Raw genomic sequence first — 22,077 nt, forward strand, 5'->3', positions numbered from 1 at the left:
GGACGAGGAGCCGTACGCGCGGGTTCGGCCCCACCGCCCGACCGTTCTCGGGCCGATGCCGGCGGACGGCCGCCGCGGAGGTCAGCCCTCGCGCGCCGCGCGCCGTCGGCGCAGCACCCGCCGCACCGCCCACACCACCGCGCCGACGATGGCCGCGACCGCGATCCAGGGCAGCAGGAACCCCAGCCCGATCACGACGCCGTTGAGGGCGGCGACGAGGCCGTTCCAGCCGGCGAGCAGCCCGTCGCCGAACCCCGCGGGGTCGGCGGATACGGTCGCCGTCGCGGGGACGACCTGCACCGACAACGACGACATCGACACCTGCGTCTCCAGCAGCGTCAACTGCTGCCGGTCGGCGTCGAGCTGCGCTTGCCGTTGTGCCAGCGCCGACTCCGCCGTGATGAGGTCCGACACCGACGCCGCCTGCGACATCAGTTCGGTCAGCCGGGCGACGGATGCCTCGCCCGCGGTGACACGCGCCCGGAGGTCCACCGCCTGGTCGGTGACATCGCTCCTCGAGACGCTCGAGGCTGTCACCGTTCCGACGGCGGAGAGCCTGTCCATCACGCTCGAAAGCTTGTCGGCGGGGATGCGGACCGTGACCCATGCCGTCGACGGGTCGCCGTTCGCGCTCTCCCTCACGGTGTCTCCCTCGAGGGGGACGACTCCGGACGAGCCCCCGACCTGCGAGGACTCGACGTAGCCGCCGACCGAGGTCGCGGCATCCGAAATCTGTGTGACAGCGGCAGCGACGTCGTTCGCCTCGATGGTCGCGGAGCCGTTCGCGATGATCTCGCGCGTGGTGGTGTCGCTCGCGCCGGGGGCCGCCTCGCCCCGCGCGCCATCGACGGACGGGGCGAGGGGAGCGCTGTCCGCGGAGCCCGCGTTCTGCTCGGTGACGCTGCCGCCGCCGGAAGCGGACTGCTCGAAGAGGGCACGATCGCCGCCGTTCAGGACGGCCGGACCGACGATGGCCGCGATGAGGACGACGCCGGCGGCCGCGGCGGTCCATCCGCCGATCCGTGCGCGCCTGCGTCGGCGATCGGCGTGCGCGGAGTCGTGGATGCGCGCGAAGATCCGGGTCTCCATCGCGTCGACCTGGCTGTCGTCGAGTGGGGGGAGCGTGGGCGTGGTCATGGGGTCTCCGTCTCCATCGCGGTGGCGCGCACCCGGGTGCGGATGCGGGAGAGGCGATTGCGCACGGTGCCGTGCGAGACGCCGAGATGCTCGGCGGCTGCCTGGTAGCCGTAGCCCTCGGCCGCGCACAGACGGAAGATCTCGCGGTCCAGGTCTCCGAGGCGATCGACGACCGCGAGGATCGCGGCCACGGTCTCCGCCTGCACGACCTGGGCTTCGACGTCGACGGTCGAGGCGATGTCTTCGTCGAGGCCGGCGTGCGAACCGTGGCGACGGCGCGCCCGCAGCCGGTTCTGTGCCTGCAGGCGGCAGACCGTCGCAAGCCACGGGAGCAGCGAGGTGCCCTCGAGTCTCAGCGACGGGATCTTCCGCCAGGCGACGACGAACGTGTCCTGCACGACGTCCTCCGCGTCGGTCGCGTCGCCCATCAGTCCGAACGCGATCCAGTACACCGGTCGCACGTACGCCCGGTACAGCTCGCGGTAGGCGACCTCCGACCCGCCGGCGGCGCGCGCCACGAGGGCCCTGTCGTCGATCACGTCGTGGCTCATGGCATCCGTTCCGCCCCCCGGGTGAGTCCCGGGAGCACTCTCTCACTCAGAGGTGTCCGCGCCCGCCTGATCGTCTCACCTCGCCGTTCCGTAACAGGGTGTGGGGCATCGGGCCCGGCTGGCGTGGATGCGAGAGGAGGCCTGAGAAGCCCTCAACGGGATGTCATCCGGAGGGACTGGTAATTCACCCTCCGACACCGTCGTGACCGAGGGTGGCACCTATACATTCGCTTGTGAAGATGACGATTGCGCGGAGGCGGCCATCATGAAGCAGTTTTTTCGGGTGAAGACCGTGCGCAGGTGGGGCGTGCCAACGGCCGGAGGTGGCTCTATGCACACGGAAACGAAGGTGAGCGGCTGGCTCGTCGCCTATAAGCCGAACGGGCGGTTCTCTTGCGTCTGAGGGTCGGGAGTGTTGCGCTCGCACTGTGTGTGGTCGGGGTGGTCGCAGGACTCGTGATCTTCGTCAGCGCCGCCCCCGCCGACGCGTGCGCGGGCCCGGTCGTCGACACGTCGTTGTGCGAGGGCGTGCGGCTCCGCGAGGCGATTCTCGCCGCTGCCCTGGTGGGCTCGGCGCTCGTCGCCGCAGCTCTCGTGATCGGCGCACTCATCCTGTCGCGGGAGCGTGCGGACAGCCGCTAGGCCTACGGCTCCACCGCGATGGAAGAGACCGCGCGAGCGATGGGTCCGTGGTACCGCTGGATAGACTCGAGCGTTTCCCCCGAACGAGAGGCTCGTCATGGAGCTGCAGATCGACCCGCTCTTCCAGACGGTCACGCTCGTCGCGCTCGTCCTGATCCTGGTCGCCGATCTGCTGATCATCCTCAAGCGGCCGCACATCCCCGCGGCCAAGGAATCGACCCTCTGGGTCGTCTTCTACGTCACGCTCGCGCTCATCTTCGCCGGGGTGCTGTGGATCGTGGCCGGGGGAGAGGTCGCGGGACAGTTCGTCGCCGGCTGGCTGACGGAGTACAGCCTGTCGATCGACAACCTCTTCGTCTTCGTGCTGATCATGGGACAGTTCGCGGTGCCGCGGCGCTATCAGCAGGAGGTGCTGATGGTGGGCATCATCATCGCGCTCGTGCTGCGCGGCGCGTTCATCCTCGTCGGTGCCACGATCATCGAGAACTTCAGCCCGATCTTCTACCTGTTCGGTCTGTTCCTCGTCTACACGGCGATCCGGCAGGCCTTCCCGGGCGACGACGATGACGACGCGCAGAAGGAGAATCTCATCGTGCGGACGCTGCGCCGCGTGCTGCCGATGAGCGACTCGTACGACGGCAAAAGGGTTATCACGCGCGTGAACGGCAAGAAGCTGTTCACGCCGATGATCATCGTGTTCGTCGCGATCGGCGTGACCGACCTGCTGTTCGCGATCGACTCGATCCCCGCCATCTTCGGCATCACGCAGAGCCCGTTCATCGTCTTCACCGCGAACCTGTTCGCGCTCATGGGCCTCCGCCAGCTGTACTTCCTCCTCGGCGACCTGCTCGACCGCTTGAAGTACCTGCACTACGGGATCGCGTTCATCCTCGCGTTCATCGGTGTGAAGCTCGTCCTGCACGCGATGCACGTCAACGAGCTGCCGTTCCTCAACGGCGGGGAGCCGATCGAATGGGCGCCCGAGATCTCGACCTGGACGTCCCTCGCCGTGATCGTCCTGTCGATGGCGGTGGCCACGATCGCCAGCCTGATCGCCGCGCGTCGTCACCCCGTGTCCGACGGACCTCAGGATGCCGCGACGGATGTCGCCGACGAGAGGGGCACGCCCACGACGGTGGAGCGCCCCGAGAGCGACTGACGCCGCTCCCGGAGCTCCGCAGCCAGGAGGACCCTGAGCTCGTCGAAGGGTCCGGGAGCGCGCGCGGGCGACGGTGGCTTCGACGGGCTCAGCCATCGTTGCGGGCAGTCACCTCGTTGCGGGCTCAGCCCGCGGCATCCGGGAACCTAGAATGCCCGCAGGTTCGCCCGCAGGCCGCCGTCGACGTACTCCTCGCGCAGGATGCCACGGCGCCGCAGGATCGGCACGAGGTCATCGAGCACGCGGTGGACGGTGACCGGATGCAGGTCGCCCCACAGGAGCACGCCGTCGTTGCCCCACGTGCTGAGCTCCTCGATGCGGTCGGCGAACTCGTCGGCCGTGCCCACGAATCCGGTACCGTCGTTGAGCCGCCCCAGGCGGGCGTGCGCGGCCAGCAGCGTGCGAAGCGGAGTGTGGGCGTCGTGCTTTCCGACGAGCCTCTTGATGCTGCCCTCCGACACGTGCTCGCCGAAGATCGACCGGTCGAGGGGCCGGTCGAGATCGAGCCCCGTCAGATCGGTCTCGAGGTCACTGGATTGCTTGCGCGCGATCGCGATCAGCGCGTCCTCCGAGGGATCGGCGGATGCCGCGACGAGACGATCCGCCTCCTCCGGTGACGACACCAGGACGGGCTGGATCGCGAAGAGGATCTTGATGGCGTCAATCGCACGACCCGCCGCCTCTGCCGCGGCGTGGATGCGCCCGCGGTAGGCGCGGATGCTCGCCTCGTCGAGCGGGGCGAGGGCGAGCTGCACGTCGGAGTTGTGGCCCGCGAACGAGAGTCCGCGCCCCGAGCCGCCCGGCGAGACGATCGCCGGCTCGCCGTCGGTGAACGGGATCGCGTTGAGCGGGCCGTCGAAGCCGAAGTACTCGCCGCGGTGGCGGGTGGCATCCAGTCTCGTCCCGTCGGCGTACACGCCGGATTCCTCGTCGACGACGAGCGCTCCCTCTCCCCAGCTCCGCCAGAGCTGACGGATGCCGTCGAGCCACTCTTCAGCTCGGTCGTACGCCGCGTCGTGTCCGAGCTGCGGGGCCGTGGAGAAGTGGCGGGCGCTGCCGGTATCGGTGACGACGTTGAGTCCGAGCCGGTGTCCGCTCAGGTGCTGCAGCGTCGCGAACTGCCGGGCCGCGGTGTACGGCAGGTACGCGGCGGGGTTCACGGTCGGCACGACGCCCAGGTGACGGGTGGCGGCGAAGAGGTACGGTGCGAGCAGCAGCGGGTCGTGCTTGGGCCCGCCGAAGGCGTGACGCACGCGCAGGTCGATGGTCTCTGCGCTGCCGAGCGAGGGGGCGTCTTCGATGATGAGCAGGTCGAAGCCGGCCTGCTCGAGCGTGCGCGCGGAGTCCTGGTAGAGCCCCGGCTCCGTCCAGCGGTGGTTCCACCGCAGGTACGGGTGTCCCCAGCCGTGCGGACCGAATCCGCGGGCGAGGAACCACCCGAAGTGCTGCAGCCGGCTCACAGGACGACCGTCTCGCGCTCGGCCACGGGCACTCCCACGAGCGCCTGCTCGAGGTCGGCCAGGATGTCGTCGATGTCCTCGATCCCGATCGACAGGCGGACGGTGCCGGGGAAGACGCCCGCGCGCTCGCGTTCTTCGACGGTGCGGGCCGAGTGCGAGGTGCTCTGCGGGTGCAGCACGAGCGAGCGGACGTCGCCGAGGTGGGTCATGTGCGTGATGAGCTTCACCGACTGAACGAGGTGGCGGGCCGCCTCGAGTCCGCCGCGGAGCGTCACGGTGAAGACCGAGCCGGTGCCGCGGGTGAGATAGTGTGCGCCGAGGTCGTGATGCGGGTGCGAGGTGAGCCCGACGTGGTCGACACGCTCCACCTCGGGCCGGCCCTCGAGCCACCGGGCGACCGCGAGCGCGTTCTGCGACTGCCGCTCGACGCGCAGGCTCAGCGTCTCGATGCCCTGACCGATCAGGAACGCGTTCAGCGGCGACGGCGCGGGGCCGAACCGCGGGGCGACGCTTTCGCGGATGTACGCGCCGCGCGCGCGGGCGCCGTGCTTCTCGGCGTAGCTCGCGCCACCCAGGCGGTCGGTGTGCACCAGGTGCGGGAAGAGATGACCGGATGCCGCGGCGTCGAAGCGTCCGTCGTCGACGATGACCCCGCCGAGCACCGCACCCTGGCCGGCGAGGAACTTGCTCGCCGAGTGCACCACGATCGCCGCGCCGTGCTCGATGGGACGAAGGAGGTACGGCGTCGTGAAGGTGCTGTCCACGACGAGGGGGATGCCGCGCTCCCGGCCGATCGCGGACACGGCGGCGATGTCGAGGACGTCGTTGCGGGCGTTGGACAGCGTCTCGGCGAACAGCGCCTTGGTGCGGGGGGTGACGGCATCCCGCCAGGCGTCGAGGTCGGACGTGTCGACGAAGGTGGTCTCGATACCGAGACGCGCGAGGTTGTCGAGGAGCAGGCCGCGCGTGCCCTCGTAGATGTGCTCGGAGACGACGACGTGATCGCCCGCGCCCGCGAGCGCCAGGAGGGCGACGGTGACCGCGGCCTGCCCGCTCGACACGAGCACGGCCTGGTCGCCGCCCTCGAGCGAGGCCAGGCGGTCCTCGACGGCCTGCACCGTGGGGTTTCCCGTGCGCGTGTAGCCGAAGCCCGCGCCGGTGCCGAAGTGGTCGGCGGACTCGTCGAGGTCGGTGAACGTGAAGCCGGCCGTGAGGTAGATCGGCAGGGCCCGCGGCGAGGCGGGCACCGTCGAGGCTCCGACGTGGACCTGTCGGGTCGAGAATCCGGGCTCTGCGTTCGCGGCCATGCGGCACGCTCCTTCCTGCGGCGTCTCGACAGGCTCGCACGAGGGCTCGGGCAATGCCCAAATGTGCGGCGTCGTGTTACGTCCCGCGCGGGGTCGGGGACGGCGGGCCGCGCGGAGAGAGGGACGGAGCCCGGTGGTATCGTGACGAGGTGCGGATCGTCGGCCTCCTCCTTAGCGGCCGCGACGAGACCTTGTTCTAGGCCTTTCTCGTCGCGGAGTTCGTCGCGGGCCTCACACCCCTCCCGAGGAGAAACGCAAACCATGAGCACGATTCCCGAGAACCCTCGCACCCTGGCTGAGAAGGTCTGGGACGACCATCTCGTCGTCAAGGGCGAAGACGGTCAGCCCGACCTCATCTACATCGACCTGCACCTCGTGCACGAGGTCACCAGCCCCCAGGCCTTCGACGGTCTGCGCGCCGAGGGGCGCCCCGTGCGCCGCCTCGACCTCACGATCGCGACCGAGGACCACAACACTCCGACCCTCGACATCGACAAGCCGATCGCCGACCTCACCAGTCGCACGCAGATCGACACGCTGCGCCGCAACGCCGAGGAGTTCGGCGTGCGCATTCACTCGCTGGGCGACAAAGAACAGGGGATCGTCCACGTCGTGGGTCCGCAGCTCGGACTCACGATGCCGGGCATCACCGTCGTCTGCGGCGACTCGCACACCTCGACGCACGGCGCGTTCGGCGCCATGGCGTTCGGCATCGGCACGAGCGAGGTCGAGCACGTGCTCGCAACGCAGACGCTGCCGCTCAAGCCCTTCAAGACCATGGCGATCACGGTCGAGGGCGAACTGAAGCCCGGCGTGACGGCGAAGGACATCATCCTCGCGATCATCGCCAAGATCGGCGCGAACGGCGGCCAGGGCTACGTCCTGGAGTTCCGCGGCAGCGCGATCCGCTCCCTCTCGATGGAGGGGCGAATGACGATGTGCAACATGTCGATCGAGGCCGGCGCTCGCGCCGGCATGATCGCGCCCGATGAGACGACGTTCGCGTACGTGAAGGACAAGCCCCACGCGCCGCAGGGGCAGGACTGGGACGACGCGGTCGCCTACTGGCGCACGCTGCCGAGCGACGAGGGTGCCGTCTACGACGCCGAGGTGTTCCTGGATGCCGCCGAGCTGGAGCCCTTCGTGACCTGGGGCACGAACCCCGGCCAGGGTGTTTCGCTGTCGGACGTCGTGCCCACCCCCGCCGACATCGCCGACCCCAATGAGCGCGCCGCCGCCGAGCGGGCGCTGGAGTACATGGACCTCACGGCGGGCACCCCGATGAAGGACATCCCCGTGGATGCCGTCTTCATGGGCTCCTGCACCAACAGCCGCATCGAAGACCTGCGTGCGTTCGCCTCGGTCATCGAGGGCCGCACCAAGGCCGACAACGTCCGCGTGATGGTCGTGCCGGGTTCGGCGCGCGTGCGTCTCGAGGCCGAGGCCGAGGGCCTCGACAAGGTCTTCACCGACTTCGGCGCCGAATGGCGCTTCGCCGGCTGCTCGATGTGCCTCGGGATGAACCCCGATCAACTGGCGCCGGGGGAGCGCTGCGCCTCGACGTCGAACCGCAACTTCGAGGGTCGCCAGGGCAAGGGCGGGCGGACGCACCTCGTGTCGCCGCTGGTGGCTGCGGCCACCGCCGTGCGCGGCACGCTGTCGAGCCCCGCCGACCTCGACCCCCTGCCCGGCGCGACCGCGCCCGCGGAGACCGTTTCGACCGGGGCGGAGGCCTGACATGGAGAAGATCACCACGCACACCGGTGTCGCCGCCCCGCTGAAGCGCTCAGCGGTCGACACCGACCAAATCATCCCCGCCGTCTTCCTCAAGCGGGTCACGAAGACCGGGTTCGACGACGCCCTGTTCGCCAACTGGCGTCAGGATCCGGAGTTCATCCTGAACCAGGACGCCTACCGGTCGGCATCCGTCCTCGTCGCGGGCCCCGACTTCGGCACCGGCTCGAGCCGCGAACACGCCGTCTGGGCGTTGCGCGACTACGGCTTCCAGGTCGTGCTGAGCCCGAAGTTCGCCGACATCTTCCGCGGTAACGCGGGCAAGCAGGGCCTGGTCACCGGGGTGATCACCGAAGACGAGGTCGAGCGGATCTGGGCCGTCATCGAGGCGAACCCCGGCATCGAGATGACGGTCGATCTGCAGGCGAAGACCGCCACGGTCGGCGACCTCCAGGTCTCGTTCGAGATCGACGATTACACTAGGTGGCGGCTTCTCGAAGGGCTCGACGACATCGGGCTCACGCTGCGTGACGAAGACAAGATCACGCAGTTCGAGGCGCGCCGCGAGGCATGGCGGCCGCGGACCCTTCCGGTCCGCTGAGCCCGATCGACCCGATCGGGTCGATTCGCCGCCCCTCGTCCACGAAGTGAGGTCCACCCCCCTATGAGCACACTCGTCACCGATACCGGAGACCAGAACCCCGGCCAGCCGGACTGGGAGGCGGCAGAGACCCTCACCATCCGCGGCGGTCGCCCCTTGCGCGGCACCGTCGAGGTCAAGGGAGCGAAGAACCTCGTCACCAAGGCGATGGTGGCGGCCCTTCTGGGCGACAGCACCAGCACCCTGCGCGACGTCCCGATGATCAGCGACGTCAAGGTCGTCCGTTCGCTCCTCGAGGTGCACGGCGTCACCGTCACCGAGGGCGAGGAGGAGGGAACCCTCCACCTCGACCCCTCCGGCGCGGTCGCCGCGCACTTCGAGGAGATCGACGCGCACGCGGGCGCTTCGCGCATCCCGATCCTCTTCTGCGGCCCGCTGCTGCACCTGCTCGGTGAAGCGCTGATCCCCGACCTCGGCGGATGCCGCATCGGCGACCGTCCGATCAACTTCCACATGGACGCGCTCCGCGCCTTCGGTGCGGTCGTCGACAAGAGCTACGAGGGCATCCGCATCACGGCGCCCAACGGCCTGCACGGGGCGAACATCACGCTCCCGTACCCGAGCGTCGGCGCGACCGAGCAGGTGCTGCTCACGGCCGTCCGCGCAAAGGGCGTCACCGAGCTGCGCAACGCCGCGATCGAGCCCGAGATCATGGACCTGATCGCGGTGCTGCAGAAGATGGGCGCGATCATCTCCTACGAGCCCAACCGCGTCATCTTCATCGAGGGCGTCGACAAGCTCGACGGCTACGACCACCGCGCGATCTTCGACCGCAACGAGGCCGCGTCGTGGGCCTGCGCCGCTCTCGCGACCGACGGTGAGATCTTCGCCAAGGGCGCGCGTCAGCAGGACATGCTGACCTTCCTCAACGTCTTCCGCAAGGCCGGCGGCTGGTTCGACGTCCGCGAGGACGGCATCCTGTTCCGTCGGGGCGAGGCGCTCAAGCCCGTCATGGTCGAGACCGACGTGCACCCCGGCTTCATGACGGATTGGCAGCAGCCGCTGATCGTGGCGCTCACGCAGGCTCCGGGGACCTCGACGGTCCACGAGACCGTGTACGAGAACCGCCTCGGCTTCACGGCCGCGCTGAACAAGATGGGCGCGGACATCGTCGTGCACCCGAAGGGCATCGCGAGCCCCGACCGCCGTGTCCCGCGTCGCGACCTCGAACAGGCCGCCGTCATCAACGGTCCGACGCCGCTGCACGGAGCCGACGTCGAGGTCCCCGACCTCCGCGGCGGTTACAGCTACGTGATTGCCGCCCTGGCGGCCGAGGGCGAGTCGACGGTGCGCAACATCGGCATCATCCGCCGCGGGTACGAGAAGTTCCTCGAGAAGCTCACCGCTCTCGACGCCGATTTCTCGGTCGTGGGCTGACGCCGGTGGCCTCGAACCCCGAGAAGAGCCGCCCGAGCGCCTTCTGGCCGCTCGCGGCGATCATCGTCCCCGTCACGGGACTCTTCGCCCGGATCGAGATCCGCGGTGCGGAGAACCTTCCGCGCGAGGGGGCGTACGTCCTCGCTCCGAACCACAACTCGGAGTTCGACCCCGTGACGGTCGCGGTGGCCGTCTGGCGTCTCGGGCGTGCCCCGCGGTTCATGGCGAAGGAGAGCCTCTTCAAGGTCCCCGTGCTGGGGGCGGCGCTCCGGGCGACCGGAATGGTCCCCGTGCCGCGGTCCTCCACCAGCGCCAATCAGTCGATGAAGGCCGCCCAGCAGATCGCGAAGGACGGGCGCGGTGTCATCGTCTACGCCGAGGGCACGCTCACGCGCGACCCCGATCTGTGGCCGATGCGCGGCAAGACCGGCGCCGTCCGGCTCGCCCTCGCCGGTGATCTTCCGCTCATCCCCATGGCGCAGTGGGGAGTGCAGCAGATCCTGCCGCGCTACGGCAAGCTCAAGTTCCCGCGGCGCTCACACGTGATCGTGGAGTTCGGCCCCGCGATGGACCTGTCCGAGTACGCCGGATCCACCTCGCCCGCGGTGCTGACGCGCGCGACGGACGCGCTGATGGGGCGCATCTCGGAGATGCTCTCCGGCATCCGGGGTGTTCCCGCTCCGGCCGAGCGCTGGAACCCGTCGCAGCACGGGCAGAACGAGACGGGCCGCCTTGAGCCGTAAGAACCTCGCGCAGGCCGCTGGTCCCAAGGTCGCCGTCATCGGCGCCGGGAGCTGGGGCACGACCTTCGGGAAGATCCTCGCCGACGGCGGGGCGTCGGTCGTCATGTGGGCTCGCCGGCCCGAGCTGGCGGCCGAGATCACCGAGTCCAAGCGCAACAGCCGCTATCTCTCGGGCATCAATCTGCCGCGCACCATGACGGCGACCACCGATCTGGCCGAGGCGATCCGCGGTGCCGAGCAGATCTACCTCTCCGTGCCGAGCCAGTCGCTGCGCGAGAACCTCGCCGCGATCAAGCCGCTCGTCGCGCACACCGACGTCCCGATCGTCTCGCTCATGAAGGGCGTCGAGAAGTCGACCGGGTTGCGCATGAGCCAGGTCATCGAGCAGGTGCTGGAGTGCGACCCGGCCCGCATCGCGGTGGCATCCGGTCCGAACCTCGCTCTCGAGATCGCGCGCGAGCAGCCGACGGCTGCGGTCATCAGCTCGCTGAGCCCCGAGACGGCCGAAGCCGTGGCCCGCCGCGCGCGCAACCGGTACTTCCGCTCGTTCGTGAACACCGACGTCGTCGGCACCGAGTTCGGCGGCGTGCTGAAGAACCTCATCGCCGTCGCCATCGGCATCGTCGACGGGGTCGGCTACGGCGAGAACACGAAGGCGTCGATCATCACGCGCGGTCTCGTCGAGATGACGGACTTCGCCGTCGCGCAGGGCGCGCAGCCCGAGACGCTGCAGGGACTCGCGGGTCTCGGCGACCTCATCGCGACGTGCCAGTCACCGCTGAGCCGCAACAACACCGCCGGGCGACTGCTCGGCCAGGGCTACGGCTACAAAGAAGTGGTCGCCCAGATGCAGCAGACCGCGGAGGGGCTGGCATCCGTCGCTCCCGTGCTCCAGCTCGCGAAGCAGGTCGGTGTCGACATGCCCATCGTGCAGCAGGTGAAGATGGTGCTCGACGGCACGATGGACCCGCGCGACATCGCGCCCCACCTGACGACCGACGACGACCAGCCGCAGGGCGAGAGGACGCAGAATGACCAAACCGGTGGTGGTGGTGCTCTTCGGCGGGCGCTCCAGCGAGCATTCGATCAGTTCCGCCACGGCGGGCGGGGTGCTGCGCGCGATCGATCGTGACCGCTTCCGGGTGATTCCGGTCGGGATCACCCGCGACGGCGCCTTCGTCCTCGAGGACGACGACCCCGACAAGTTCGCTCTCATCCCCGAGGCGCTGCCGCAGGTCGTCGACAACGGCACGCGCGTGCGACTTCCCGACTCGACGCTCACGCGCGAGTGGACGGTGACGGATGCCGAGGGCACGTGGTCCCTCGGCGACGTCGATGTCGTCCTGCCGATCCTGCACGGCCGCTTCGGCGAGGACGGCACGGTGCAGGGACTGCTCGAGCTCCTCGGCATCCCGTATGCCGGCGGCGGCGTGCTCATGTCGGCGATCGGCATGAACAAGCACGTGACCAAGCAGGTGCTCCGCGCCGCGAACGTCCCCGTCGTGCCGTGGGTCGCGGTGAGCCGCGCCGACCTCGCCCGCGACCGGTCGCTGTGGGAGCGGCGCATCCGCGCCCTCGACCTGCCGGTGTTCGTCAAGCCGAACGAGGCCGGCTCGAGCGTCGGCGTCACGAAGGTGTCGCGCTGGGAAGACCTCGATGCCGCCCTCGACACCGCTTTCGCCGAGGACGGTCTGGTGCTCGTGGAGAAGGCGATCGTCGGGCGTGAGCTCGAGTGCGGGGTCCTGCCCGGACGCGACGGGGGACCGGTGCGCGTGTCCGTCGCGGGCGAGATCGTCGTGACGGGCCGCGAGTTCTACGACTTCGAGGCGAAGTATCTCGACGCTCCGGGCGTCGACCTCGTGTGCCCCGCAGAGCTTGGCGACGGCGAACTGGCCGAGATGCAACGCATCGCCACGCAGGCCTTCGAGGCGATCGGCGGTCAGGGGCTGGCCCGGGTGGACTTCTTCTCCACCGGCACCGAGTTCTTCGTGAACGAGGTCAACACGATGCCCGGGTTCACGCCGATCTCGATGTTCCCGACGTGCTGGATCGCGTCGGGCCTGAGCTACCCCGACCTGATCAGCGACCTGCTCGACGCGGCGCTCGAGAAGGCCTGAGCGCTCTCCCACGGGAGGGGATTCCGGCTCCGGAGGACGGTCCGGCCAGGTCTCGTCCTCCCGCCTCGGGATCTCCTCCGCACCGGGAGGCCCGCTCCCGCAGCGCCGCTCTGGTCTCGCTCGGGCACGGGGCTGCGCGCGATGAGGAGGCGTGCGGACCCGACACCGCTACGGGGTCGCTGAGGGCGACGGCTCGGGAGCCGGCGTCGCGTCCGACAGCGATGTGCATTTCGCGCCGGTCGCGGCGAGGTTGTCGCGAATGAGGGGACCGAGCGCCTGGGCCACATCGCCGCTGCTGGCCACGCCCTGATCCAGGAAGACCTGCACGGCGGGCTCGCGCCCGTAGGTGGTGAGCGTGTACTTGTTCTCGGCCGCGCGGGACTCGTCGACGATCCAGTCCACCCCGTCCGACGTGCGACACGGCAGCGTCGTCGGGCCCGGGGCCTCGAGACCGCAGGTCATGAGAATGGATGCCGGATTGCCCCAGGCCGCGGTCGACTGCGCGTCGGTCCAGCGGCGCTCCTGCCCCGAGATGGTCTTCGGCAGCCGTGCCTCGACGTTGGCGCACGCGGGGTCGTTCGCGAGCTTCGCCGGCTGCATCGCGACGGTCGCGCTGCAGGCCGCGAGCCCCGGCAGGAGCGTGAGGGCGGCGAGCAGCGCGAGGGTCCGAGAAGAGCGGGGCACCCCTCCAGGCTAATAGCGTGGGGGAGTGACCGATGCCGAGACCAGCCGTGAGATCACCGTGGGAGAGCTCTCCGAGGGGCAGATCCTCCGCGGCATCCTGGATCGCCTTCCGCCCTCCGCAGCGCCGGTCGGACCGGGCGACGACGCGGCGGTGCTCGCGGTTCCGGACGGGCGTGTGGTCGCGACCACCGACACCCTCGTGCACGGCCCGGACTTTCGTCTCGCGTGGTCGTCCGCGCACGACCTCGGCTTCAAAGCGGCCGCGGTGAACCTCGCGGATGTCGCGGCGATGGGCGCTCGGCCCATCGCGCTGTTGGTGGCGCTGGCGATGCCCGACGCGACCCCGATCTCGTTCGTGCGGGGTTTCGCCGACGGACTGGCCGACGCCTGCGCCGAGCTGGCCCCGGACTGCGCGGTCGAGGGCGGCGACCTGACCGTCTCGGACACCCTCATCATCGCCGTCACCGCGCTCGGCTCGCTCGACGGCCGTGCTCCCGTCCGTCGATCGGGCGCGCGGGTCGGCGACGGCGTCTACGTCATCGGAGAGCTCGGCCCGGCCGCGCGCGGCATCGACCTGCTCTTCCGTCGGTTCACGGATGCCGACGGTGCCCCCGTCGCGCTCACGGCCGAGGACCGCGCGGCCCTTAGCGCCGCCGATGCCCGCGCGCTGTCTCGGCAGCTCGCGCCGCGGCCTCCGATCGCGGAGGCGCTGCGCGCGGCCGGCGCGGGAGCTACGGCGATGATGGACATCTCCGACGGCCTCGCGCTCGACGCCACACGGATGGCGGATGCCTCCGACGTGACGATCTCGCTCGATTCGGCGTCCCTGGGCGATGACCCCGCGCTCGCCCTGGGCGGGGGAGAGGATCACGGTTTCCTCGTCACCTTTCCGCCGGATGCCGACCCGCTCGGCCGCCGGATCGGAACCGTCGAAGCGCGCGGTGACGAACCGATCACCGTCGACGGACGGCCGTGGACCGGCCGGGTCGGCTGGGACCCCTACCGCGACTGGGACGCCGGTCGCGGCTGACCCTCTGCCGCGTCAGGCGGGTGGCCGTCCCCACCACAGGGTCGTGTCCCCGTAGGCACGCTCCCGATCGGGTTCGAGACCTGCGGCGGCCCAGTCCGGTGCCGGTGAGCGCTTCGCGCGCTCGACGATGACCGCGGCATCCGGGCTCAGGCGCGGAGCGAGCGCGACCAGCACACGGGTGAGCTCGTCCTCGCCGACGTCGTACGGCGGGTCGATGAAGACGAGGTCCCACTCGGACCCGGATGCCAGAAGGTAGGTCGTGACGTTGGCCCGGTGCACCCGCGCGGGCGCGTGGACGCCCGCCGTCCGCACACGGTCCGCATTCTTGCGGATGACGGCGGATGCCGGGGCGGACAGCTCCACGAGGTCGGCGGAAACCGCTCCTCGGCTCAGGCTCTCGAGCCCGAGCGCGCCCGAACCGGCGTAGAGGTCGGCGACGCGCGCTCCGTCGAGCAGGTCGGCGGACTCGAGAGCGCCGAACAGCGACTCGCGCACGCGGTCGCTCGTCGGGCGCGTGCCCTTCGGGGGGACCTCGAGCACGGTGCCGCCCGCGCGGCCGGAGATGATGCGCGTCACCCTCCCAGCCTAGGGTTCCGCGGACGCGAGCCCGGGGCCGCGTCGATGTCGGTGGTCGTCCCTAGACTCGAGGCATGTCCGGACTGTCGCTCGCCTCCCGTCTCGACGGCGCGATCGGCGGCAAGACGGCAGCGGCGTTCGACCGCGCTTTCGGCATGAAGACGGTGGGTGAGCTGCTCGAGCACTACCCGCGGCGGTACGCACGGCGTGGCGAGCTGACGCCGATCTCGACGCTCCCGCTGGGTGAACCGGTCACGATCGTCGCCGAGGTCGTGAGTGCGAGCGAGCGGCGGATGCAGAATCGTCGGGGCTCCCTGCTCGAGGTCGTCATCAGTGACGGCGACGGTCGGCTCTCACTCACGTTCTTCAACCAGCCGTGGCGGCTGAAAGATCTGACCCCCGGTCGCCGGGGCATCTTCTCGGGCAAGGTCGGCGAGTACCGGCGCCAGACGCAGCTGACGAACCCCGACTACGAGCTGTTCGACGATCTCGCCGAGGCCCGCGCCGAGGCCGAGGTCAGCGCGAAGCGTCCGATCCCGATCTATCCGGCCACCGCGACCGTGCCGAGCCCGCTCGTGCAGAAGACCATCTCGCTCGTCCTCGACGCGCTCGGCGACATCGACGATCCCCTTCCCGACGATCTCCGCGCCCGGCGGGGCCTCCTTCCGGCCCGCACCGCGCTCGAGCAGATCCACCGCCCCGAGGACGACGACGACATCCCTCCCGCCGTGGCGACCCTGCGCATGCAGGAGGCTTTCGTCCTTCAGACGGCGCTCCTCCAGCAGCGCCAGTTCGTACGAGCCCTCTCGGCGACGAAGCGGCCCGCCGCGCCCGGCGGTCTTCTCGAGCGATTCGACCGCATTCTGCCGTTCGAACTCACCCCCGATCAGCAGAGCGTGGGCGCGCAGATCCAGGCCGACATGGTCGGCGACTGGCCCATGAACCGTCTCGTCCAGGGCGAGGTCGGTTCGGGGAAGACCCTCGTGGCCCTCCGTGCCATGCTGCAGGTGGCCGAGACCGGCGGCCAGTCCGCGCTGATCGCCCCGACCGAGGTGCTCGCCGCGCAGCACCTGCGTTCGATCGCCCGCATGCTCGGCCCCGAGCTCGCCCCCGAACTCATGCCGACGCTGCTGACCGGGCAGCTTCCCGCTGCCGAGCGACGCAAGGCCGCTCTGCGCGTGGCATCCGGTCAGGCGCGCATCGTCGTCGGCACGCACGCGCTCCTCAGCTCGACCACGACCTTCGCCGACCTCGGGTTCGTCGTCGTCGACGAGCAGCACCGCTTCGGCGTCGACCAGCGTGAGGCGCTGCGCGCCAAGGGCGATTCCCCGCACACCATCGTGCTCACGGCGACACCCATCCCGCGCACGGTGGCCATGACGGTCTTCGGCGACCTCGACGTCTCGACGATCCGCACCATGCCGGCCGGGCGCGCCGGCATCCAGTCCTTCGTCGCGCCCCTCGCCGAGAAGCCGAGCTGGTTCGCCCGGGTGTGGGACCGCGTGGCCGAAGAGGTCGCGCAGGGGCGCCAGGCCTTCGTCGTCTGCGCCGCCATCGACGCGGATCAGCTCGCGGCCGACGACAAGACCGACGAACCGGCCGATGCACCGGAAGGGCCCGCGTCTGCCGCAGCGAGCGACGGCCAACGTACCCGGTGGGGAGTGGTCCAGGTCGAGGCCCTGCTCTCGCGACTGCCGGCGTTCACCGGCATCCGCGTCGAGATCCTGCACGGCAAGATGCCGTCGGACGAGAAGGATGCCGTCATGCAGGCCTTCGCGCGCGGCGACATCGATGTGCTGGTCGCGACCACGGTCATCGAGGTCGGTGTCGACGTGCCGAACGCCTCCACGATGGTGATTCTGGAAGCCGACCGTTTCGGCGTCTCCCAGCTCCACCAGTTGCGCGGACGCGTCGGTCGCGGCGGACTACCCGGACTGTGCCTGCTCGTCACCGAGGCGGCCCCCGGCACGTCGTCGCGGGCCCGTGTCGACGCGGTGGCGGCGACCCTCGATGGCTTCGCCCTGGCCGAGGTGGATCTCGAGCTGCGCGGTGAGGGGGATGTGCTCGGCGGCGCGCAGTCCGGCGTGCGATCGTCGCTCCGGCTCCTTCGCGTCGTCACCGACGCCGACCTCATCACCGAGGCACGCGCCGAGGGGGAGCGGTTGCTCGCCGACGATCCCGCCCTGCAACGGCATCCGGGGCTGGCGGCCGCCCTCGAGCGTCGTCTCGGCGTCGAAGAACGCGCGGCGCTCGCGAAGTCCTGAGCGGCACCCGGTCGGTAGGCTGGCGGCATGGACCCCCGGATCGCCGTTGTTCCCGGCTCGTTCGACCCGCCCACGCTCGGGCACCTCGACGTGATCCGGCGTGCGGCCGGTCTCTTCGACCAGCTGCACGTGCTCGTGGTCCACAACCCCGGCAAAGAGGCGATGCTGCCGATCGCCCAGCGGCAGTCGCTGCTCGAGCAGTCGATCGCCGAGGCGGGCGTCGAGGGAGACGTGGTCGTCGCGGCCTGGAGCATGGGGCTGCTCGTCGACTACGCCACCGAGGTGGGCGCGAAGGTTCTGGTCAAAGGCATCCGCTCGCAGGTCGATGTCGCCTACGAGACGCCGATGGCGATCGTGAACCGCGATCTCGCGCACGTCGAGACCGTGTTCCTCCTCCCGGACCCCTCGCACGCGCTGGTCTCGAGTTCTCTCGTCCGCCAGGTCGCGGGTCTCGGCGGCGACGTCTCGCCGTACGTGCCGCCCGCGGTCGCCCGCTTCCTCGACACCGGCGCGCGAGGTCTCTGACCGGCGCAGCGCCCGCGCGCCCGGCCCTCATCCCGGAGCGCCCGGGTAGCATGGACGACCGTGAGAACCCGACGACCCGGCCCCTTCCAGCTCCCCGTGCGCGACATCGAACGCAAGCCCGGTGAGATGCGCGAGCACAGCCTCGAGCTTCCCGCTCCCGAGAAATGGGGCGAGGGTCTCGTCTCGGTCGCCGAGGCCGAGCTGCTCGATCTCGAGGTGCGCCTCGAGTCGGTGCACGAGGGGATTCTCGTCTCGGGCACGGTCGACACCACCGCCACCGGCGTGTGCGGACGATGCCTGATCGACATCGAGGAGCCTGTCGAAGTCGAGTTCCAGGAACTTTTCGCGTATCCTGGGGATGAAGCGAGCGACTTCGACGTTCAAGACGACCACGTGGATCTTGAAAATCTGGTCCGGGACACGATTGTCCTGTCGCTTCCGTTCCAGCCGGTGTGTCAGCCGGACTGCCCCGGGCTCGACCCGAACACGGGCGAGAGGCTGACGGAAAGCCCCGGCGACACGGAGCAGACGTCCGTTGATCCTCGATGGGCTGCGCTCCAGCAGTACACCCCAGACGACGGCGATGCGCTCCGCGCCGCCCCCAAGACAGAGAAGAGCTAGTCATGGCAGGTAACCCCCCGAAGCGGAAGGTCTCCCGCTCGAACACCCGCTCGCGCCGCGCGCAGTGGAAGGCCGAAGCCCCCGCGCTGGTCAAGACCATCGAGAACGGCAAGGTCGTCTACAGCCGTCCCCACCAGGCGAAGGTCGTCACCGACTCGCAGGGCACCGAGCTCTTCCTCGAGTACAAGGGCCGCAAGGTCGCCGACGTCTGATCGGCGATTCGTGACGCGTAACAACGTCGAGCGCTCCGCGCTCACCGAGAAGCTCGGGGTCGACATCGACCCCGAGCTTCTTTCGCTCGCTCTGACGCATCGCTCGTTCGCCTACGAGAACGGCGGCATCCCGCACAACGAGCGCCTCGAGTTCCTCGGCGACTCGGTGCTCGGGCAGGCCGTCACCGTCCGCCTCTTCACGCGGCATCCCGATCTCGACGAGGGCCAGCTCGCGAAGCGCCGCGCCGGCGTGGTCTCGACGATCGCTCTCGCCGAAGTCGCTCGCGGCATCGGTCTCGGTCAGCACGTGCGTCTCGGGCGGGGGGAGATCCTCACCGGCGGCCATGACAAGGACTCGATCCTCGCCGACACCATGGAGGCGATCATCGGCGCGACGTACCTGTCCGCCGGACCGGATGCCGCCACGGCGATGGTGCTGCGTCTGGTCGAACCCCTGATGGCCGATCCCGCGCGTTACGGTGCGGCGATGGACCCGAAGACGAGCCTGCAGGAGATCGCGGCGCGGCTGTCGGTGCCCGCTCCGACCTACTCCGTCGAAGCCGCCGGCCCCGATCACGACCGTCGCTTCACCGCGACCGTGCGCGTCGGCGACGTGGTCACCACCGGAACCGGGTCGAGCAAGAAGCAGGCCGAGATGGCTGCGGCGCTGACGGCCTGGCGCGAACTCGACGCGCGTGCCTGAGCTTCCCGAGGTCGAGGTCGTCCGCGCGGGCCTCGAACCCGCGGTGACCGGCGCGCTGATCACCTCGGTGGACGTCCGCGACGAGCGCGCCCTCACACGTCATACCGGGGGAGCAGCCCACTTCGAGGCCGAACTGACCGGTCGGCGGATCGATGCCGCTGTTCGTCGCGGAAAGTTCCTCTGGATGCCGGTCTCCGCCGACGAAGCGATCGTGACGCATCTCGGGATGAGCGGGCAGATGCTCCTCCGCGTTCCGGGAGCGCCGGAGGAGCGCCACGAGCGCATCCGCATCGAGCTCGAGCATCCGGTACACGGCCCGCTCTCGGTGGTCTTCGCCGACCAGCGGACCTTCGGTTCCCTCGCGGTCGACCGACTCGTCGACACCCCTGACGGCGCCGCGGCCGGACGCGGATCGAGCCTGCCGCGCGTTCCGACCCAGGTCGCGCACATCGCCCGCGATCCGCTCGACCCCGCCTTCGACGTCTCGCGCTTCCGGTCACGCGTCGGTCGAACAGCGTCCGGCATCAAGCGCGTCCTGCTCGATCAGACCGTGGCGAGCGGCATCGGCAACATCTACGCCGATGAGTCGCTGTGGGCGGCGCGCATTCACCCCGAGGCCGTGGCATCCTCTCTGCCGACCCGCGCGGTGAATCGTCTGCTGGGCGAGGTCCGGGAGGTGCTCGACAAGGCGCTGGCCGAGGGCGGGACCAGCTTCGACGCGCAGTACGTGAACGTCAACGGCCAGGCCGGGTACTTCGCGCACTCGCTCAACGCCTACGGGCGGACCGGCCAGCCGTGCCCTCGCTGCGGCCGGCCGATCGTCCGGGTGTCGTTCATGAACCGATCGAGCCACTTCTGCCCGCACTGTCAGCGCCTCCGCTGACAGTGCGCCCGGCGGTCAGGACAGCACTTTCTTCCACGCCCCCTCGTACGCCACCGGGACGAAGCCGATCGCCTCGTTGATCGAGAGCATGGGTCGGTTCTCCTCCGCGTTGTAGGTGAGGACCCGCGGGGAGTCCGGCGCGATGTCGCGCCAGGCGAGAAGCCCCGCGCACTTCACGAGCAGCCCGAGGCGGTGGCCGCGGTGCGAGTCGACGACGAGCGTGTCGTGCTGAGACGTCGCAGCCGTGCGGTCCTTGCCGATCGCGAGCTCGTTGAACGCGACCAGCTCGCCGCTGTCGATGTGCTGAGCCGCCGTCACCAGGAGTAGGCGCCCGGCATCGAGGTAGGTTCGCTCGTAGCGGCGGACACGCTCGGCATCCCACTTCTCCTCGTCGAACTCCAGTCCCGCCGCCGGGGCGTCGGTGACCATGCGTGCCTTCATGAGCGCCAGGCCGTCGACGAACTCGTCGGGGGTCGGCAAGGTCCACTGCACGACGCGGTACCCGACGGACGCTGCTTCGGCCACCGCGAGGAGCTCGCGAAGGCGAGGTTCGGCGGTGGTGAGGTCGAGCGCACTGTTGCGCTCCACCTGCTCGAGAGTGTGACCGGATGCCAGGAAGAACCGCGCGATGTGATCGTGCGGCACCGACCCGAACCCGGTGGGCGCCTCGAGGTGCGGGCCGTCGGCGGCGGGGTGCTCGGCCCAGGATTGCAGCACGGTTCGGCCGTGCTCGCGCGCGGTCTGCTCGACGAGGGCGTAGGCGGCTCGTCCGATTCCGCGGCCCCAGACGGAGCGAAGCAGCTCGATGAGCCAGAAGCCCGATCGTGCCCCCTCCTCCTGCGGGAGGTCGAGGCCGACGCGTCCGACGGCCTCGCCGTCGAGCACCACGAGCCACGAGAACCGCAGCTGGGCGGGGTCGGGCTGGAAGTTCGGGAGCAGTTCGTCCGCGGGCATGGCGTGATCGTCGTGTCCGGAGATCTCGGCGTAGACGAGGTTGCGCACGCGCGTCATCTCGCGGAAGTCGGCGGCGTCATCGCTGTCGATCGAGGCGGGGATGTGCAGGCGTCGGAACTCGACGCCGGCGGGAAGCGAGGTCATGAGATGTCTTTCTGGGGTGGGAGGGGTCGGGGTGTGCGCCGCCCCGAAGGACGGCGCACACCGGATCAGGCGGTCGGGCGCATCAGGGACGCCGTGCGGTACCAGTCGCGTTCGCGCCGGCTCCGCTCGGCCGACTGCACGTGCGCCCGATGGGCGCTGGCCGTGCGCAGCTCGATGACGTGCACGCGCGCCGCGTGTCGCGTCAGCAACCACAGGCCGAGGCGAAGGGTGAGACGGTCGACGAAGCCGACCGGACGGTCGGTGATCAGGGGAAGGGAAACGGTGGGCGTGGCCGCGGTGTGCTGCGGCGCGCGCGTGGGCAGGGTGCTCATGCGGAGGCTCCGATGAAGGGAAGAGCGGGAGAGGAAGCGGCGAGCGGTGCTCGCGGAGGGATCGAACGATCCTGAGTGCACGGCATCCGGAAGATGCGGCACGCGAAGCGGAGACGACGAGCGTCTCGACGCGACGGGTCAGCCCTGGAAGACGGGCGTTCCGACGACGGTGGTCACTCCGGCAAAGGATGCGGACAGCACGGGGGCGGCGGTGAAGCCGGTGGCGTCGAAGCCAGTGGTGTTGCGAATCATGGGAGGACC

At 70.0% G+C, this 22,077-nt stretch carries 23 protein-coding genes; 15 read left to right on the plus strand and 8 right to left on the minus strand.

The window, feature by feature from the left end:
- Nucleotides 1–81 precede the first annotated feature (81 nt).
- Nucleotides 82–1,137 (minus strand): DUF4349 domain-containing protein, encoded by a 1,056-nt coding sequence (locus MTES_RS15935; protein WP_013586309.1) that lies wholly within the window; start codon nt 1,135–1,137, stop codon nt 82–84.
- Nucleotides 1,134–1,688, minus strand: a complete 555-nt coding sequence (locus tag MTES_RS15940) for an RNA polymerase sigma factor (RefSeq protein ID WP_013586310.1) — start codon at nt 1,686–1,688, stop codon at nt 1,134–1,136. Before MTES_RS15940 ends, MTES_RS15935 begins: the two co-directional genes overlap by 4 nt.
- A 441-nt stretch (nt 1,689–2,129) precedes the next feature.
- Between MTES_RS15940 and MTES_RS15945 the strand changes: the two genes are divergently transcribed.
- Together MTES_RS15945 and MTES_RS15950 are read left to right on the plus strand one after the other, a co-directional pair.
- Nucleotides 2,130–2,330 (plus strand): CDP-diglyceride synthetase, encoded by a 201-nt coding sequence (locus MTES_RS15945; protein ID WP_148272900.1) that lies wholly within the window; start codon nt 2,130–2,132, stop codon nt 2,328–2,330.
- Between the two features lie 97 nt (nt 2,331–2,427).
- The gene (locus tag MTES_RS15950; RefSeq protein ID WP_013586313.1) at nt 2,428–3,489 is read left to right on the plus strand and encodes a TerC family protein; all 1,062 of its coding nucleotides are present in this window, start codon (nt 2,428–2,430) and stop codon (nt 3,487–3,489) included.
- A 146-nt stretch (nt 3,490–3,635) separates the two neighbouring features.
- On the opposite strand, the gene MTES_RS15955 is transcribed toward MTES_RS15950, so the two are convergent.
- Complete coding sequence (locus MTES_RS15955) at nt 3,636–4,949, minus strand: LLM class flavin-dependent oxidoreductase (protein WP_013586314.1); 1,314 nt, start codon at nt 4,947–4,949, stop codon at nt 3,636–3,638.
- Nucleotides 4,946–6,256: an O-acetylhomoserine aminocarboxypropyltransferase/cysteine synthase family protein gene (locus tag MTES_RS15960; RefSeq protein ID WP_013586315.1), complete on the minus strand. Its 1,311-nt coding sequence runs from the start codon at nt 6,254–6,256 to the stop codon at nt 4,946–4,948. The genes MTES_RS15955 and MTES_RS15960 overlap by 4 nt, the downstream gene beginning before the upstream one ends.
- 261 nt (nt 6,257–6,517) lie before the next feature.
- On the opposite strand from MTES_RS15960, the gene leuC reads away from it, so the two are divergent.
- From leuC to MTES_RS15990, 6 genes are all read left to right on the plus strand, one after another.
- Nucleotides 6,518–7,993: a 3-isopropylmalate dehydratase large subunit gene (leuC, locus tag MTES_RS15965; RefSeq protein WP_013586316.1), complete on the plus strand. Its 1,476-nt coding sequence runs from the start codon at nt 6,518–6,520 to the stop codon at nt 7,991–7,993.
- Between the two features lies 1 nt (nt 7,994).
- A complete protein-coding gene (gene leuD / locus MTES_RS15970; RefSeq protein WP_013586317.1) occupies nt 7,995–8,591 on the plus strand; it encodes a 3-isopropylmalate dehydratase small subunit in 597 nt (198 codons plus the stop codon).
- A 63-nt stretch (nt 8,592–8,654) separates the two neighbouring features.
- The gene (gene murA / locus MTES_RS15975) at nt 8,655–10,028 is read left to right on the plus strand and encodes a UDP-N-acetylglucosamine 1-carboxyvinyltransferase (protein ID WP_013586318.1); all 1,374 of its coding nucleotides are present in this window, start codon (nt 8,655–8,657) and stop codon (nt 10,026–10,028) included.
- Nucleotides 10,029–10,033: 5 nt separating this feature from the next.
- On the plus strand, nt 10,034–10,771 hold the full coding sequence (locus MTES_RS15980; RefSeq protein WP_013586319.1) for a lysophospholipid acyltransferase family protein: 738 nt from the start codon (nt 10,034–10,036) through the stop codon (nt 10,769–10,771).
- On the plus strand, nt 10,761–11,903 hold the full coding sequence (locus MTES_RS15985; protein WP_013586320.1) for an NAD(P)H-dependent glycerol-3-phosphate dehydrogenase: 1,143 nt from the start codon (nt 10,761–10,763) through the stop codon (nt 11,901–11,903). The genes MTES_RS15980 and MTES_RS15985 overlap by 11 nt, the downstream gene beginning before the upstream one ends.
- Nucleotides 11,803–12,888, plus strand: coding sequence for a D-alanine--D-alanine ligase family protein (locus MTES_RS15990; RefSeq protein WP_013586321.1), 1,086 nt, complete (start codon nt 11,803–11,805; stop codon nt 12,886–12,888). Before MTES_RS15985 ends, MTES_RS15990 begins: the two co-directional genes overlap by 101 nt.
- Before the next feature lie 168 nt (nt 12,889–13,056).
- Here the strand turns inward: MTES_RS15990 and MTES_RS15995 are convergent, their stop codons facing one another.
- Nucleotides 13,057–13,572 (minus strand): DUF3515 family protein, encoded by a 516-nt coding sequence (locus tag MTES_RS15995; protein WP_013586322.1) that lies wholly within the window; start codon nt 13,570–13,572, stop codon nt 13,057–13,059.
- 25 nt (nt 13,573–13,597) lie between these two features.
- Between MTES_RS15995 and thiL the strand changes: the two genes are divergently transcribed.
- Nucleotides 13,598–14,602: a thiamine-phosphate kinase gene (thiL, locus tag MTES_RS16000; protein ID WP_013586323.1), complete on the plus strand. Its 1,005-nt coding sequence runs from the start codon at nt 13,598–13,600 to the stop codon at nt 14,600–14,602.
- A gap of 12 nt (nt 14,603–14,614) precedes the next feature.
- Here the strand turns inward: thiL and MTES_RS16005 are convergent, their stop codons facing one another.
- Nucleotides 14,615–15,178, minus strand: a complete 564-nt coding sequence (locus tag MTES_RS16005; protein WP_013586324.1) for an RsmD family RNA methyltransferase — start codon at nt 15,176–15,178, stop codon at nt 14,615–14,617.
- A gap of 74 nt (nt 15,179–15,252) precedes the next feature.
- Here MTES_RS16005 and MTES_RS16010 point away from each other — a divergent pair, with 74 nt between their 5' ends.
- From MTES_RS16010 to mutM, 6 genes are all read left to right on the plus strand, one after another.
- Nucleotides 15,253–17,442 (plus strand): ATP-dependent DNA helicase RecG, encoded by a 2,190-nt coding sequence (locus MTES_RS16010; RefSeq protein WP_013586325.1) that lies wholly within the window; start codon nt 15,253–15,255, stop codon nt 17,440–17,442.
- 27 nt (nt 17,443–17,469) lie between these two features.
- Nucleotides 17,470–17,967, plus strand: coding sequence for a pantetheine-phosphate adenylyltransferase (gene coaD / locus MTES_RS16015; protein ID WP_013586326.1), 498 nt, complete (start codon nt 17,470–17,472; stop codon nt 17,965–17,967).
- 126 nt (nt 17,968–18,093) lie between these two features.
- Nucleotides 18,094–18,588, plus strand: coding sequence for a YceD family protein (locus tag MTES_RS16020; protein WP_013586328.1), 495 nt, complete (start codon nt 18,094–18,096; stop codon nt 18,586–18,588).
- 2 nt (nt 18,589–18,590) lie between these two features.
- Nucleotides 18,591–18,800, plus strand: coding sequence for a 50S ribosomal protein L32 (gene rpmF, locus MTES_RS16025; protein ID WP_013586329.1), 210 nt, complete (start codon nt 18,591–18,593; stop codon nt 18,798–18,800).
- 10 nt (nt 18,801–18,810) lie between these two features.
- Complete coding sequence (gene rnc / locus MTES_RS16030) at nt 18,811–19,503, plus strand: ribonuclease III (protein WP_013586330.1); 693 nt, start codon at nt 18,811–18,813, stop codon at nt 19,501–19,503.
- Nucleotides 19,496–20,386: a bifunctional DNA-formamidopyrimidine glycosylase/DNA-(apurinic or apyrimidinic site) lyase gene (mutM, locus tag MTES_RS16035; RefSeq protein ID WP_013586331.1), complete on the plus strand. Its 891-nt coding sequence runs from the start codon at nt 19,496–19,498 to the stop codon at nt 20,384–20,386. The genes rnc and mutM overlap by 8 nt, the downstream gene beginning before the upstream one ends.
- A 15-nt stretch (nt 20,387–20,401) precedes the next feature.
- On the opposite strand, the gene MTES_RS16040 is transcribed toward mutM, so the two are convergent.
- Together MTES_RS16040 and MTES_RS16045 are read right to left on the minus strand one after the other, a co-directional pair.
- Nucleotides 20,402–21,484 carry a GNAT family N-acetyltransferase gene (locus MTES_RS16040; RefSeq protein WP_013586332.1) on the minus strand — a complete coding sequence of 361 codons (1,083 nt, stop codon included), beginning with the start codon at nt 21,482–21,484 and terminating at the stop codon, nt 20,402–20,404.
- 65 nt (nt 21,485–21,549) lie between these two features.
- Nucleotides 21,550–21,816: a hypothetical protein gene (locus MTES_RS16045; RefSeq protein ID WP_013586333.1), complete on the minus strand. Its 267-nt coding sequence runs from the start codon at nt 21,814–21,816 to the stop codon at nt 21,550–21,552.
- Nucleotides 21,817–22,077: the final 261 nt, after the last annotated feature.

The sequence above is a fragment of the Microbacterium testaceum StLB037 genome, from assembly GCF_000202635.1.
Classification (GTDB): Bacteria; Actinomycetota; Actinomycetes; order Actinomycetales; family Microbacteriaceae; genus Microbacterium; species Microbacterium testaceum_F.